Here is a 13,301-nt window from a genome sequence, read left to right as displayed (position 1 = left end):
TCCACTGCGGTCGCGCCTTCTTCGTTGCGGATCAGGGTGCGGATGGCGTTCATGGCGTGCTCCTTTATGGTCCCGGCCCTACTGGATGGACCCGGCGATGCGGTTGAACAGGTTGGTCATGTTGGTGCCCAGCAGGGTCACGGCGGCGATGATCACACCGGCGATCAGCGAGGCCATCAGGCCGTATTCCACTGCGGTCGCGCCTTCTTCGTTGCGGATCAGGGTGCGGATGGCGTTCATGGGGGTTCTCCTCGTCTGGTTTGGTTGTGCGTGCGGTCGCGATGCTCTTAAAGCAACCGGTGTGCCAGCGTGCCCGGAGGCTGGAACTTTTGGGGCACAGCAAGATCAAATGCTTGTAATAGTTTGGTTATTTTTCAGAACAGTCGCCCATGGGCCGGGTGGGACGGCACGGCGGCGGCTCCCCGGCGGGACGAGCGGGCGCACCCCGCTCCACGGATCGTGGAGCATACAACGCCATAAGGCCGGGAAGCGGCACGGCACGGACTTTTCCAGGCGATATCCATGAATCGTGGAACGCCCGACGGCACTTCACGAATCCTGAAGCGCGGACGTGCGTCCTGCTTGGCAAGGCAGGCGCGAGGGCGTATCAGACTGGAGACATGGCGAACTCAACAAGAGAGGCCCCGTGAGGCGCACGCTCCGCATCCTCCTGAAGCTAAGTGCGGCCCTGGCCGTGACCCTGGCGACCCTCTGGGCCGCCCTTGCAGCCTACTGGTCCGACGTGGAGAGCGCGACGGGCAGGACGCTGCTGGCCGTGGCGGTGGTGGCGGGCACGGGCCTGTGCTTCTCCCTTGTCCGGCGCAGGGGGCGCGCCCTGGCGGCATGGCTGTGCGGCTTCGCGCTCTTCGCGGCCTGGTGGAGCGCCATCGCCCCCTCCAACCAGCGCGACTGGCAGCCCGACGTGGCCGTACTCCCCTACGCCCAGGTGCGGGGGGAGCAGGTCACGGTGCACAACATCCGCAACGTGGCCTACCGCACCGAGACCGACTACCAGCCCCGCACCCACGACAAGACCTTCGACCTGAACAGGCTCGAAGGCGTGGACCTCATCGCCGTCTACTGGATGGGCGACGCCATCGCCCACGTGATGGTGAGCTTCGTCTTCCAGGGCCAGGACGCCCTGTGCTTCTCCATCGAGACCCGCAAGGAGAAGGGCGAGGGCTATTCCGCGCTCAAGGGCTTCTTCAAGCAGTACGAGCTGACCTACGTTGCCGCCGAGGAGCGCGACCTGATCCGCCTGCGCACCGACCACCGCGTCCCCCCCGAGGACGTGTACCTCTTCAGGACGCGCATGCCAGAGGCCAACGCCCGCAAGCTGTTCCTGGAGTACGTGAAGAAGATCAACAGCCTCTACGAGACGCCCGAATACTACAACACCCTAACCACCAACTGCACCACCAACGTGGTGCGCCACGTTCGGGCCTTCGGGGGAAGGCTCCACTACAGCTGGAAGATCCTCTTCTCCGGGTACGCGCCCCAGTACGTCTACGAGCTGGGCGGCCTGGACGACTCGCTGCCCTTCGAGGAACTCAAGGCCCGAAGCCACGTGAACCCCAAGGCCAGGGCCGCCGGAGACGCCCCGGACTTCTCCGCGCGGATACGCCAGGGACTGCCCGGCATGCCCGGCCCCTGAACCGGCCCAGGGCCGCCCCACAGAAACCCTGCAACCGACGGAAAGACCACCATGCCCCACCCCTTCGCCCGTTCCCTCGCCGCCCTGGCGGTCCTGCTCCTGGCCTGCTCGAGCGCCCTGGCCCAGCCCTTCGAGACGCCGCCCACCTTCAAGGCCCAGACCCTGCTGCCAAAAGACCTGCTCTCCGGGCCGGACTTCCGCGTGGACCCCGAGGTCCGCAACGACGGCTACCTGAACATCTACGTGATCCACTCGCCCTACGGCGATTTCAAGGCCGCCTCCACGGCCCTGGCGCGCACGCGCATCGCCGAGATCCGGGCCATGGCCAGGATGGACCAGGTGGCCGGGTCCAACGCTTTCGCCAACTCCCTGGCCGACAAGGGCAAGCAGACCCTCCAGGGAGCGGTGGACCTGGTCACCGACCCCCTGCACACCCTGGGCGGCGCGCTCTCGGGCGTGGGCAAGCTCTTCGTGCGCGCCCAGGAGAACCTGGCGGAAAGCTCCCCCAGCAAGTGGGAGGACAGCCGCGCCGCCGGACTGGTGGGCTTCTCCAAGACAAAACGCGACTACGCCGTCCGGTTCGGGGTGGACCCCTACTCCACCAACCCCGTGCTCCAGCAGAAGCTCGACGCGCTCTCCGAGGCGGGCTACGCCGGGAGCCTCACCGGAACGGCCCTGCAGGCCCTGATCCCCGGCGGCGTGGGCCTGGCCGTGTCGGGCGTGAGCACCACGGCGCTCATGCAGGGCGTGGACCTCACCGTGCCCCCGGGCGACCTGCGCCGCCAGAACCGCGAGGCGCTCATCCAGGCGGGCGTGCCCAAGGACCTGGCCCGGCTCTTCGTGAACAACCCCGAGTTCACCCCCACCCAGCAGACCGTGCTCACCCGGGCGCTCACCTCCATGGCGGGCACGGCCGACAAGGCCGAGTTCGTGGAGTTCGCGGCCGAAACCTCCGACCAGGACGTGTGCCTCTTCCGCCAGCGCATGGCCGAGATGTACGCGGGGTACGCGCGGGTGGAAGGCGCTCTGGAGCGCTTCGTCCCCGTGGGCCGCTTCGTGGGCGCGCTGCGTCCCGACGGCAGGCTCGTGCTGGCCTTCCCGCTGGACTATCTGGCGTACACCGCCGCCGCCGCGTCCAACCTGGACGCCCTGGACCGGGCCGCGCGCTCCCTGCCCGCCCCGGGGGTGGAGCTGTGGCTCACGGGCAAGGCCAGCCCGGGCACGAAGAAGCGCCTGAAGCGCATGGGCTGGACCCTGCGGGAAGACGCCGCCGGACGGCTGGGGATGTGATGAGGCCGGGGCCTGAGAGACCCCGCCGGAGGCTGCTGAAAAATTCGGCTTTGCGGCTTTTTCAGCAGCCCTGCGCGAAGCGCAGCCTGGAGCAGGGCGGCTTTGCCGCCCGTAAGCGGCTCCCACAAACCCCGCTTCGGGGTTTGTCATCAAGCTGAGGCGGGGGTCAGGCCCCGCCGCCGTGGCCCGGGATGCCGTGTTTCTGGAGCTTGTTCCAGAGGTTGGTGGGCGAAAGCCCCAGCAGGCGTGCGGCCTCCTTCTGCACGCCCCCGGCCTGGCGCAGGGCCTCCAGGATGAGGCCGCGCTCAACGTCCTCCAGGGTCTGGCGCAGGTTCATGCCCGGGCGCAGCGCGGGCGGCTGGGCAGCCGCCGCAGGGGCCTGGCCCAGGGCCTGGAGGCAGTCGCGCGCGGTGAAGAGCGGCCCGGGCGCGGTGATGGCCGCTCGCTCGATGGCGTTGGCCAGCTGGCGCACGTTGCCCGGCCAGGGCTGGGCCATGAGGGCCTCGGCCCCGTCGCGGGAGAGCCCCTCCAGGGCGCAGCCCGTGCGGGCGTGGAGGCGGCGGATGAAGTGTTCGGCCAAGAGGGGGATGTCCTCGCGGCGGTCGCGCAGGGGCGGAATGCGGATCTGGGCGATGCTCAGGCGGTAGAAGAGGTCGGCGCGGAAGGCGCGCTCCTCCACCAGGCGGGGCAGGTCCTGGTGGGTGGCGGCGATGATGCGCACGTCCACGGGCATGGGCGCGGACGCGCCCAGGCGCTCGATCATCTTGGATTCCACGGCGCGCAGGAGCTTGGGCTGGAGAAACAGGGGCATGTCGCCCAGCTCGTCCAGCAGAAGCGAGCCCTTGGCCGCCAGCTCGAACTTGCCCTTGCGCGCCGTGAGCGCCCCGGTGAAGGCCCCCTTCTCGTGTCCGAAGAGTTCGCTCTCCAGGAGATTTTCCGGAATGGCCGCGCAGTTCACCTTCACGAACGGCCCCGAGGCCCGGGGCGAGAGGGCGTGGATGGCGTCTGCCACCACCTCCTTGCCCGTGCCGGATTCTCCGGTGACGAGCACCGTCACGTCCAGGGCGGCCACCTTGGCCACCAGCTCCTTGAGCCGGAGCATGGGCTCGCTCTGGCCCACCAGCCCGTGGTCGTCGGGGGTGTCGCGCAGCCTGCGGCGCAGCGCGCGCGATTCGTCGCGCAGGGCGCGGCGTTCCAGGGCGCGGCGGATCACGGTCTCCAGCTCGGCCAGGCTGAAGGGCTTGGAGAAGTAGTCGTACGCGCCGTGCCGGATGGCCTCCAGGGCCACCTCGCGGGTGGACTGGCCGGTCATGACGATCACGTCCACGCCGGGCTGGGCCTCCAGGATGCGCGGGATGGCCTCCACGCCGGACATGCCGGGGAGCATCACGTCCGTGAGCACCAGCTCGTAGCTCCCGGAGGCCAGGAGCTCCAGCCCCTCCTCGGCCGATCCCGCCAGGCGCGAGGAGAGCCCCTTCACGTCCAGGGCGTCCTGGATCATGGCCCCCAGGGAGGGGTCGTCCTCGATGACCAGGATGCGTTCGCTCATGCCGAGAAGAAGCAGGCGATCACGCCTTCGAACTGCGCGGCGTGGTCCTGCGCCAGGTCCGCCAGGTCGTTGAAGTCGGGCTCCAGGGCTTCCCAGACGCCGGGGTTGAAGCGGGGCAGGGGCATGTCCTGCCTGTCGGCCGGGGCCAGGAGCTGGGCCAGCAGGTCGGCGGCGTTCACCAGCATGGCGGCCTTGTCGGAAGGTTCGGGGGCGTGGTGGGCGGTGACGGCGCGCTCGATGGTTTCTGGGAGCCGCCACTTGGCCAGGAGCCTGCCGCCCAGGAGGGCGTGGTCGAACCCGGCCTCCTCGCGCTCGATGGCGGGCAGGTCCGCCCCGGGCGCGCGCGCCCGGGCCAGGCAGCGGGCGCTGGCGGCGGGCAGGTGGCGGAACATCACGAGCTTGCCGATGTCGTGGAGCAGGCCGCAGACGAAGCACTGCTCGGGGTCGGCCCAGCCGGAGGCCTGGGCCATGGCCCTGGCCAGGATGGCGCAGGAGACGCTGTGCTCCCAGAAGCGGCGCATGTCCATGGCCTGGGGGCTGATGCCCTTGAAGGCCGGGGCCACCGAGAGCCCCAGGGCCAGGCTGGCCAGCTGCGACGTGCCGGTGATGAGCACCGCGCGCTCAAGGCTCTCCACCTTGTTGCCCAGGCGCTGGCCCATAGGCCCCAGGGCGCGGCCCATGAAGGCGCTGTTCACCAGCCTGAGCAGGGTGGCGGAGAGGGCCGGGTCGCTGGAGATGAGGTCCGTGGCGTCGGCGGCCGTGGCGTTGGGGTCCTTGAGCAGGGCGTCCAGGCGGGCGTAGATCTCGGGCAGGGAGAAGAGTTTGGTGTCGCGCTCGAGCACCTCGTCCAGGGACAGGGGCTTCTCCCCGGACGCGGGGGGCGACGCGGGGGGCGCGCCGAGCGGGGCCTCGGCCCCGCCCTGGGCCAGCCCCCGCTCCAGGCAGAAGGCGCGGAGCAGCCTGCCCTGCGGATGCGCCATCGCCTCCGGCCCCATGCGGGCGGCCAGCCAGGCAGCCTGGCCCTCGCCGTTCCCCTGGGACCCGGCCGTTGACCGGTCCGTGCTCGCGATGCGTTCCATCCGTCCTCCCCCGGCCGTTCGGCCGCCTTGCCGGACACGCCCCGTGCCTCGCGGACCAGGGGCGCATCCGACCGATATCCCTTTTCCAGCATGCGTTCAATCGTCCTGGGCGGCTGCGGGACGATTTCCTCCACAATAAATGAATCGCCTGCCCGGCCTCTTCCCGCAATCCCTCCCGGCCACGCCGAAGTCGCCAGGGGACGCAGAAAACAGCAAGAAGCATACCTCCTTCGGCAAACGCCCTTGTTCGAGAACCCTCTTCCTCGGTCCGGGGGCTGTACATCCGTCGAATCATCAGTATATGTAATGAAACATGACCCCTCCATTGCCATGATCCGGCATATGACAGGGAAGACTCTCGACCGGAGAAGGCTCCATGCCCGCCACGCAATGCAGACCCGCAGGCCGGGATACCGGCTCCACCAGCGTCGAAATGGCGCTGATCCTGCTGCCTCTCCTGCTTCTGCTGGTGGGGGGCGTGGAGGCCGGGCGCTACTACTGGACCCGCCACGTCGTCGCCGCAGCCGCAGCCGAGGGCGCGCGCCTGGCCATCCTCAACGGCCCCACCGACGCCGAGGTGGCCGCCAGGGCGCGCCGCATCCTCGTGGAAGGCGGCGTGACCCAGGCCGCCGGGGTGACCGTCTCGGCAAGACAGGCCAACCAGCCGGTCACCGTGCGCGTGGACCTGCCCTACGCCTTCTTCGGGCTGGGGGGGCTCGTGCCCGCCTTCGCGACCGTTAACTCCATCTCCATCACCTCCATGATGGTGCACCAGCCATGAACGCCCATCGCGACCAGTCCGGCGTGGCGGCCGTGGAGTTCGCCCTCATCGGCTCCCTGGTGCTGATCCCCCTGGTGATCGCCATCCTGGACTTCAGCCAGATGTTCCAGATCCGCCAGGTGCTGGCCCAGGCCTGCGAAGTGGGCGCGCTGGCCGCCTCCGGCGGCCAGCCGCCGGAACCCCTCATGCGCGCCTACGTCCAGCAGGCCGGACAGGACCCCGGCCGCCTGGGCGTGGCCGTCACGGCCGACTACCAGCAGCTGCCCCCCGGAACGGCCATCCGCGTGGACGCGACCTTCGACCTGCGCGGCCTGCCCATCATCCCCTGGGGCTCGGCCATACCGGGCTTCGTGGAGCTCACGGCCCAGGCCACAGCCCGCAGGCGCTGACAACCAGGAGCCCGACATGAACAACGCCACACCCTCGCGCGGCGAACGCGGCTCCGTCTCGGTGCTGGCAGCCCTGCTGCTCGTGGCCGTCTGCGGCATGGGGGCCTTCGCGGTGGACTACGGCTACCTGCGCTGGAAACGCAGCCAGCTCCAGACCGCCGTGGACGCCGCCGCCCTGGCCGGCGCCGCCGGGCTCGTCTCCTACGGCCAGGACCTGGCGCGCATCCGGGCCGAGGCCGTCACCTTCGGGCGGGCCAACATCGACGCCCGAGACAACCCCGCCCTGGCTCTCGCGCAGGGCGACGTCACCGTGAACCTCAACATCCCGGGCTGGGTGGAGGTCACGGCCGGGCTCACCGCCGCGCGCGGCAACCCCGTGCGCCTCTTCCTGGGGCCGGTGCTGGGCCTCAACGCCTCCGACGTGTCGGCCACGGCCCGGGCCGAAATCTTCTGCTCCACCACCTCGCGCTGCATCAAGCCCTGGAGCGTGCCCGCCAAGTTCACCTGGAACGACAACTGCGGCGCGCCCAAGGACCGCAACGGCGTGCTCGATACGGATGTGCCCTGCGAGATGGCCTCCATCAACGTGCAGGGCTACGGCCCCGGCGACGTGGGCACGCAGATCGTGCTCAAGACCGGCGACCCCCACTCCACCATCGCCCCGGGCCAGTACAGCCCCGTGGACCTGCCCCCCGTGGGTTCCGGCCAGCCCGTCACCGGAGGCTCCGCCTACCGCGACAACATCGCCGGTTGCACCGGGGCCAACAACACCGACGTCACCGTCCGGGATTTCCTCCAGTTGGAGCCAGGCAACATGGTGGGGCCCACCAAGCAGGGCATCCAGGACCTCCTCTCCCAGGACCCGGGGGCCTACTGGGATTCTGCCACCAGCTCCGTCAAGGGCAGCACCTACCCGGACCCCATGGCCAGCCCCCGCGTGGGCATCATCTCCTTCTTCGACCCCCGCGACCCGCCCAGCTCCGGGCGCAACACCATCGTGGTCTACCAGCTGGGGGCCGTGTTCGTGGAGGGCGTCAACGGCGCGGGCGACGTCACCGGACGCTTCGTCAACGCGACGGCCGTGTCCCCCGTGCGCGGGGCCGGAGGCAACTGCGGAACCCTCTGGGGCATCAGCCTCACGCGCGACTCCACACGCTGACAGCCGCCCGGCGCTCCACGACGAGTGGATCGCGGCGGCCTTCGCGATCCACGATTCCTGAATCCGCCCCCACGTGCGACCCGGAGTCCACCCGGGCCGCGTTGCGCCAGGACCCGCGCCCCACGGACGCCCCCGGGCCGACTCCCCCCCGGCAGCCCTGCCCGGCACGAGCCTTGCTTTGGGCCTCGCGCGGGGCGCGCCGACGCGCGCCCCCAAGAGGAGACCGCCATGAAGCCGCGCAACGAATCAGGCTCGTCCTCCGTGGAGGCAGCCATCATCATTCCCGTGCTGGTGGCCCTGTCGGTTTCGGTGTGGGAGGGGTCCGTGATGCTCAAGACCTTCTTCACCGTCCAGGAGGCCGCCCGCGAGGGCGCACGGGAGATCCTGCGCTCCGGAAACGACTCCAAGGTGCAGGCCCTGGTCCAGAACCTTACGAAAGACCTGCCCCCCTCGGACCTGCTGGTGAGCAAGTCCGTGGACACGGGCGCGAAGACCGCGACCGTGGAGGTGAGCTATGCCTATCAACCGAGTTCTCTCTCTGGCGACTTCATTGACGCGCTCAACAACGGCCCTGTTACGATCACTTCGAAGGTTGTCATGCCTCTGCAGTGAGGAGCGGGGCTCCACGGCCACGCTAGTGGCCGTGGGCGCGCTGGCCCTGGCCGGCGCGGCCGGCCTCGTGGTGGACGAGGGCCTGCTCTACAAGGCCAACAACCAGCTCCAGGCCGCCGTGGACGCGGCGGCCCTGGCCGGGAGCCTGGAGCTGCCCTACGACCCGGACCTCTCCCAGAACCGCGTGCGCCAGGCTGCGGAGAAATCCCTTGCCCAGAACTACGGCGAGGCCTCCATCAAGAGCCTCACCCTGGGCACGGAGGTGCGCAGCGTCTGCGTGGAGGGCAAGACCACGGTGAAGCTCACCTTCGCCTCGGTGCTGGGGGTCGGGGACAAGGAGATCGACTGCACCGCCTGCGCGGGCTACAACAACCTGGAAATCGTCTTCGTGATCGACAACACGGGCTCCATGTCCGGCACGCCCATCACCAAGGTGCGCCAGGCGGCCACCAACATGGTCAACCTGGTGATGCCCAACACCGGCGCGCCCTCCACCAAGATCGGCCTGGTGCCCTTCCGGGGCAAGGTGCGCGTCCCCGCGAACGTGGACGGCAAGGCCGCCGGATGCCGCAACGCGGACGGCACCGTGAACACCACCAGCAGCGCCTCGTGCACCTCCATCCCCTACATCAAGGCGCTCACCACGGACAAGGCGGCCATCACCACCGCCATCAACTCCATGACCGCCACCGGAACCGCTTCAGGCACCGTGATCTCCGAGGGCATCAAGTGGGGACGCCACGTGCTCACCCCCGAATCCCCCTACACCGAGGGCGGCGACCCCAAGAAGTACCGCAAGGTGATGATCCTGCTTACCGACGGCGACAACGAGGACGGCAAGTGCGGCGGCCAGTACGGCGACACCTCCGACCCCAACAACTACTGGTACAACGCCTACTACGGCATGAACGTGAAGACCTGCCACTGCGAGGACGGCGGATGTCTCAACACCGCCATGCTCTCCGAGGCGCAGCTGGCCAAGGACGCGGGCATCGAGATCTTCACCATCCGCTTCGGCACATCCGACTCCACGGACGTGAACCTCATGAAGACCGTGGCCTCCTCCAAGCCCGGAACCAACGACCACTACTACGACGCGCCCTCCTCCAGCGACATCGACGACATGTTCAAGAAGATCGGCCGCCAGCTCGGGCTGCGGCTCATCAAGTAGGAGCACCCCATGAACGCCATCCGCAGACTGCGCAAGCTCCTGGGGGAGGCCGGGTCCTCGGCCGTGGAATTCGCCCTGGTGGCCCCCCTCGTCACGGGGCTCATGATCGGCGTGCTGGAGACCAGCAACGCCCTCTCCGTGTGGCTCACCCTCAAGAAGGCCACCGAACTGGGCGCGCGCTTCGCCACCACCGGCCAGGGCGAAATCGACGGCACCCGCATGGCCCAGATCATCGCCGCCACCAAGAAGGTGGCCGCCGACTCCCGGGGCATCGACGTGAACGTGAACGTCTCCAGCTGGCCCGGGCTCTCCGCCTCGGGCGCGGCCCGCGAAGGCGACCCCGGCGGCCCCTGCGACACCGTCCAGATCGACGTGAACTACGTCTACACGCCCGTCACGCCCCTGGGGGACATGCTCGACCCCACCAACGGCGCGTCGGCCTGGTCCCAGGCCATGACCATGCGCCAGGCCACCCGCATGGTCAACGAACCCTGGCGACCCTGCCCCTACTAGACGCCAACGGAGACATGCCATGACCATCCAACGCCTCGTCGCCTGGGCCGCCGCGCTGGCCGCCCTCCTGGCCATCCTCTTCGCCGCGCCCCGCGCGCACGGCCAGGAAGGGGACGACCTGCGCGGCTACGACCTCATCGACCCGCAGAACAAGGGCTTCGTCACCCTGCCCGAATACCTGGCCGTGTTCCCGGACCAGCAGAAAGCCGCGGCCGACTTCCAGGGCATGGACGCCAACAGGGACCAGATCGTGACCAAAGAGGAGTTCCTGGCCGTCAAGCCGGCCTACAAAAAGTAGCTTCGGGCCGTGGGGGCCGCGTCCCGGGCGCGCGCGGAATCGCGCCCGGGACGACGGCCTCCGCGAGGACGGCCCGAACGCACGGGGGAAGCCCCCGGGAGCGGTTCCCGGGGGCTTGTGCGTTCCCCGCCCCGCGGATAAAGGCAGGGCAGCGACGACCACCCCATGGACCACTCCCCAGCACCCAAACCCCTCGCGGCGCTCGACGCCTTCTTCCTCCTGGACGCCGGACGCCTTCCCGGCCTGGACGGCCTGCGCGGGCTGGCCATCGTCATGGTCTTCAACGTCCACTTCTTCGCCCAGCACTTCGAGCGCCACTACTTCCTCGACCCAGGCGCACCGGCCCACCAGCTCCTGCGCGCCCTGCACTCGGGCGTGCTCGGCGTGGACGTGCTCTTCGTGCTCTCGGGCTTCCTCACGTGGGTGTCGCTGGCCCGGCGCAGGCCCTCGGTCCCGGCCTTCCTGGCGGGGCGCTACCGCAGGCTCCTGCCCGTGATCCTGGCCGTGAACCTCCCGGCCCTGTGCTGGGGCGCTGCCTCGGTGGACTGGCGTCAGGCCCTGGCCAACGTCTTCTTCCTCCACGTGCCCCCGGGCGTGACCCTGGTGACCTACACCACCTGGGCCCTGGTCTACGAGATGTGGTTCTACCTGCTCTGCGCGGCCTGGGTGCTCGTGCTGGGGCGCTTCGCCCCCTTCCGCTCCTGGGGCTTCTTCTGGCTGCTGGCGGGGGCTCTCACGGCCAACATCCTGGTGTTCAAGCGTTTCCAGCTGCTGGGCGACCCGCGCTTCCTGGGCTTCCTCTTCGGCGTGGCCCTGGCCCGGGCCTGGGGCGAGGGCAGGATCGGCCCGCGCCTGCAACGCGCGGCGCGGCTGGGCTTCGTCCCGGCCCTGGCGGCCCTGCTGGCCTTCTGCTGGGCGGGCGGGCACCCCCCCGTGGAGGCCTGGATGGCCCGGGACAACCTCCATCGCCTGGCCTTCTTCCTGGCCCTGGACGCGACCATCTGCCTCATCCTGCTGCGCCTGATCCTGCCCGGCCCCGGCCCCTCGGCCTTCACCGCGCGGCCCCTGCGCCTGGCGGGCATGGTGAGCTATTCGCTCTTCATGACCCACACCCAGTGGGGCCTGCCCCTGGCCAACCGCCTGGTCGGCCCCGCCGCCGACGCCCTGGGCATGGCCCTGCGCTGGGGCCTCTCCCTGGGCCTGTGCCTGCTACTGGCCGCGCTGGTCTTCGCCGTGTTCGAACGCCCCTACTTCACCAAGCCATGAGCATGCGGCCAGACACTTCCCCCACGCGGCTCCCGGGCCTGGACATCCTGCGGCTTCTGGGCGCGCTGTGGCTCTTCCACCTCGTGTTCTTCGCGGGATGGGCCGCGCCGGACCCGGCCCTGATGCAGGGCTCCGGCACGGCGGCGCGTCTCGCGGCGCGCGCGGCGGGGGTGCTGGCCTCCAGCGGCGCGGCCGGGCTGGAGCTTCTGCTGACGGTCTCGGGCTTCCTGGCCTTCCGGGACGTGCGGGCGGGCCGGACGAACTCCTTCGCGGCGCGCTTCCTGCGCCTGGCCGCGCCCCTTGCGGTGCTGGCCGTGGCCTACGCGGCCTATTCCGGCGGCTCCTTCGGGGCCGCCCTGGGGCAGGCGCTCCTGCTGCGCTCGCCCTACTCCACGCCGCTCCTGGAGCAGGCCGTGGGCGGGGTGAACCCCTTCCTGGCCTTCCTGCCCCTGGCGGCGGCCTGGGCCTTGGCCTGCTCCCGCTCCCCCCGGGCGGCCTCCTGGCCCGCGCTGGCCGGGCTGTGGGCGGTTCTGGCCGGGCTGGCCCTGGCCGATCCGCCCGGGCTGGCCCCCAACGCCCACGTGCTGGCCTTCTTCTGGGGCGCGGCTGCGGCCAAGCTCTCCGGGCGCGCGGCCTGGACAGAGCGCCTCCCGGCCTGGGCAGGCCCCCTCTGCTTCCTGGCGGCCGTGGCCCTGTGCCACAAACTCTCGGCCCTCAAGGGCGCGGACCCTGCCTACCTGATCGCGGGGCGCGGCCTCCCCGCGCTGGCCCAGGCCACGACGCTCCAGGCCCTGTGCGCCCTGGCCGTTCTGTGCTCGCTCAAGCCCTGGAGCGTTCCCGGCTGGATCAGGCCCCTGACCCTGGCGGGCTCGGCCAGCTACGGCTTCTTCATCGCCTGGACCCACTGGTCCGGCCCCCTGGCCGCAGGGATCACCGGCCCAGACGCCCCCCTGCCCCTGCGCTACCTGACAATCCTCGGGGTGAGCCTTTTCGTGGCCCTGGCGCTCAGGCCCTGTCTGGACCGGCTGCCGAGGCGGCCGCGCCCCTGACCCGCCCGGCCAGCGCCCGCGCCCCGGCCAGGGCCGCCAGCAGGAACCACGGGTCGAAGGGGCTGCGCAGCTGGAACACCGCGTCCACGCCCAGGTAGGTGACGCCAAGCACCCAGAGCCCCGTGGCCCACAGCGCCAGGGCCGCACGGGCCGACCCGCGCCTCCAGGGATCGCGCTCCGCCAGGCAGCCCAGACCCAGCGGCACGAGCGCGAAGAACCAGGACCACGCGCCCGCCAGGGTGTGCCACACCCGCGTGGGCCACGGCCCCAGGCGCATGGCCTCCATGAAGTCGGGGTAGCGCGCGGCGATGGCCGCCGTCTCCGCCCGCACGGCACGGCGCTCCTCGGGCGTGGGGGCGAAGCGCCCCGAGCCGCTCTCCAGCCAGTAGGCCGAGGACTGGTCCATGATCCGCGTGAACCCCAGCGGGGCCTCGGCGGGCAGGCCCAGGGCCGCGCGGCGGGCCTTGACGATCTCCGGCACGGGCCAGCGC

15 protein-coding genes are annotated in these 13,301 nt (G+C 70.4%); 11 read left to right on the top strand and 4 right to left on the bottom strand.

The annotated features are described in order from the left end of the window. Positions 1–78: 78 nt before the first annotated feature. Positions 79–240, bottom strand: coding sequence for a Flp family type IVb pilin (locus ACV4UX_RS10415; protein ID WP_491593224.1), 162 nt, complete (start codon positions 238–240; stop codon positions 79–81). Between the two features lie 406 nt (positions 241–646). Between ACV4UX_RS10415 and ACV4UX_RS10410 the strand changes: the two genes are divergently transcribed. Together ACV4UX_RS10410 and ACV4UX_RS10405 are read left to right on the top strand one after the other, a co-directional pair. Next, positions 647–1,654 carry an Lnb N-terminal periplasmic domain-containing protein gene (locus ACV4UX_RS10410; protein ID WP_491593223.1) on the top strand — a complete coding sequence of 336 codons (1,008 nt, stop codon included), beginning with the start codon at positions 647–649 and terminating at the stop codon, positions 1,652–1,654. A 51-nt stretch (positions 1,655–1,705) separates the two neighbouring features. Beyond that, complete coding sequence (locus ACV4UX_RS10405; RefSeq protein WP_491593222.1) at positions 1,706–2,944, top strand: hypothetical protein; 1,239 nt, start codon at positions 1,706–1,708, stop codon at positions 2,942–2,944. Between the two features lie 166 nt (positions 2,945–3,110). Here the strand turns inward: ACV4UX_RS10405 and ACV4UX_RS10400 are convergent, their stop codons facing one another. Both ACV4UX_RS10400 and ACV4UX_RS10395 read right to left on the bottom strand, forming a co-directional pair. Next, complete coding sequence (locus ACV4UX_RS10400; RefSeq protein ID WP_491593221.1) at positions 3,111–4,493, bottom strand: sigma-54-dependent transcriptional regulator; 1,383 nt, start codon at positions 4,491–4,493, stop codon at positions 3,111–3,113. After that, the gene (locus tag ACV4UX_RS10395) at positions 4,490–5,572 is read right to left on the bottom strand and encodes an HDOD domain-containing protein (RefSeq protein WP_491593220.1); all 1,083 of its coding nucleotides are present in this window, start codon (positions 5,570–5,572) and stop codon (positions 4,490–4,492) included. Before ACV4UX_RS10395 ends, ACV4UX_RS10400 begins: the two co-directional genes overlap by 4 nt. A gap of 376 nt (positions 5,573–5,948) precedes the next feature. Here ACV4UX_RS10395 and ACV4UX_RS10390 point away from each other — a divergent pair, with 376 nt between their 5' ends. The 9 genes from ACV4UX_RS10390 (at position 5,949) to ACV4UX_RS10350 (ending at position 12,810) form a co-directional block, all read left to right on the top strand. Continuing rightward, positions 5,949–6,353, top strand: a complete 405-nt coding sequence (locus tag ACV4UX_RS10390; RefSeq protein ID WP_491593219.1) for a TadE/TadG family type IV pilus assembly protein — start codon at positions 5,949–5,951, stop codon at positions 6,351–6,353. After that, positions 6,350–6,742, top strand: coding sequence for a TadE/TadG family type IV pilus assembly protein (locus tag ACV4UX_RS10385; protein ID WP_491593218.1), 393 nt, complete (start codon positions 6,350–6,352; stop codon positions 6,740–6,742). The genes ACV4UX_RS10390 and ACV4UX_RS10385 overlap by 4 nt, the downstream gene beginning before the upstream one ends. Before the next feature lie 16 nt (positions 6,743–6,758). Further along, a complete protein-coding gene (locus tag ACV4UX_RS10380; protein ID WP_491593217.1) occupies positions 6,759–7,901 on the top strand; it encodes a pilus assembly protein TadG-related protein in 1,143 nt (380 codons plus the stop codon). Between the two features lie 228 nt (positions 7,902–8,129). After that, positions 8,130–8,513, top strand: coding sequence for a TadE/TadG family type IV pilus assembly protein (locus tag ACV4UX_RS10375; protein ID WP_491593216.1), 384 nt, complete (start codon positions 8,130–8,132; stop codon positions 8,511–8,513). Then, positions 8,416–9,684, top strand: a complete 1,269-nt coding sequence (locus ACV4UX_RS10370; protein WP_491593215.1) for a vWA domain-containing protein — start codon at positions 8,416–8,418, stop codon at positions 9,682–9,684. Before ACV4UX_RS10375 ends, ACV4UX_RS10370 begins: the two co-directional genes overlap by 98 nt. A gap of 9 nt (positions 9,685–9,693) precedes the next feature. Further along, on the top strand, positions 9,694–10,197 hold the full coding sequence (locus ACV4UX_RS10365; protein WP_491593214.1) for a TadE/TadG family type IV pilus assembly protein: 504 nt from the start codon (positions 9,694–9,696) through the stop codon (positions 10,195–10,197). Between the two features lie 19 nt (positions 10,198–10,216). Further along, on the top strand, positions 10,217–10,495 hold the full coding sequence (locus ACV4UX_RS10360) for an EF-hand domain-containing protein (RefSeq protein ID WP_491593213.1): 279 nt from the start codon (positions 10,217–10,219) through the stop codon (positions 10,493–10,495). A gap of 165 nt (positions 10,496–10,660) precedes the next feature. After that, the gene (locus ACV4UX_RS10355) at positions 10,661–11,761 is read left to right on the top strand and encodes an acyltransferase family protein (protein WP_491593212.1); all 1,101 of its coding nucleotides are present in this window, start codon (positions 10,661–10,663) and stop codon (positions 11,759–11,761) included. Then, positions 11,758–12,810 (top strand): hypothetical protein, encoded by a 1,053-nt coding sequence (locus ACV4UX_RS10350; protein WP_491593211.1) that lies wholly within the window; start codon positions 11,758–11,760, stop codon positions 12,808–12,810. Before ACV4UX_RS10355 ends, ACV4UX_RS10350 begins: the two co-directional genes overlap by 4 nt. Here the strand turns inward: ACV4UX_RS10350 and ACV4UX_RS10345 are convergent. Beyond that, on the bottom strand, positions 12,767–13,301 hold a 535-nt coding region (locus ACV4UX_RS10345), incomplete at its 5' end, for a hypothetical protein (protein ID WP_491593210.1). The genes ACV4UX_RS10350 and ACV4UX_RS10345 overlap by 44 nt on opposite strands.

The organism is Fundidesulfovibrio sp. (assembly GCF_058402725.1).
This window is presented reverse-complemented; position numbering and strand designations above follow the sequence as displayed.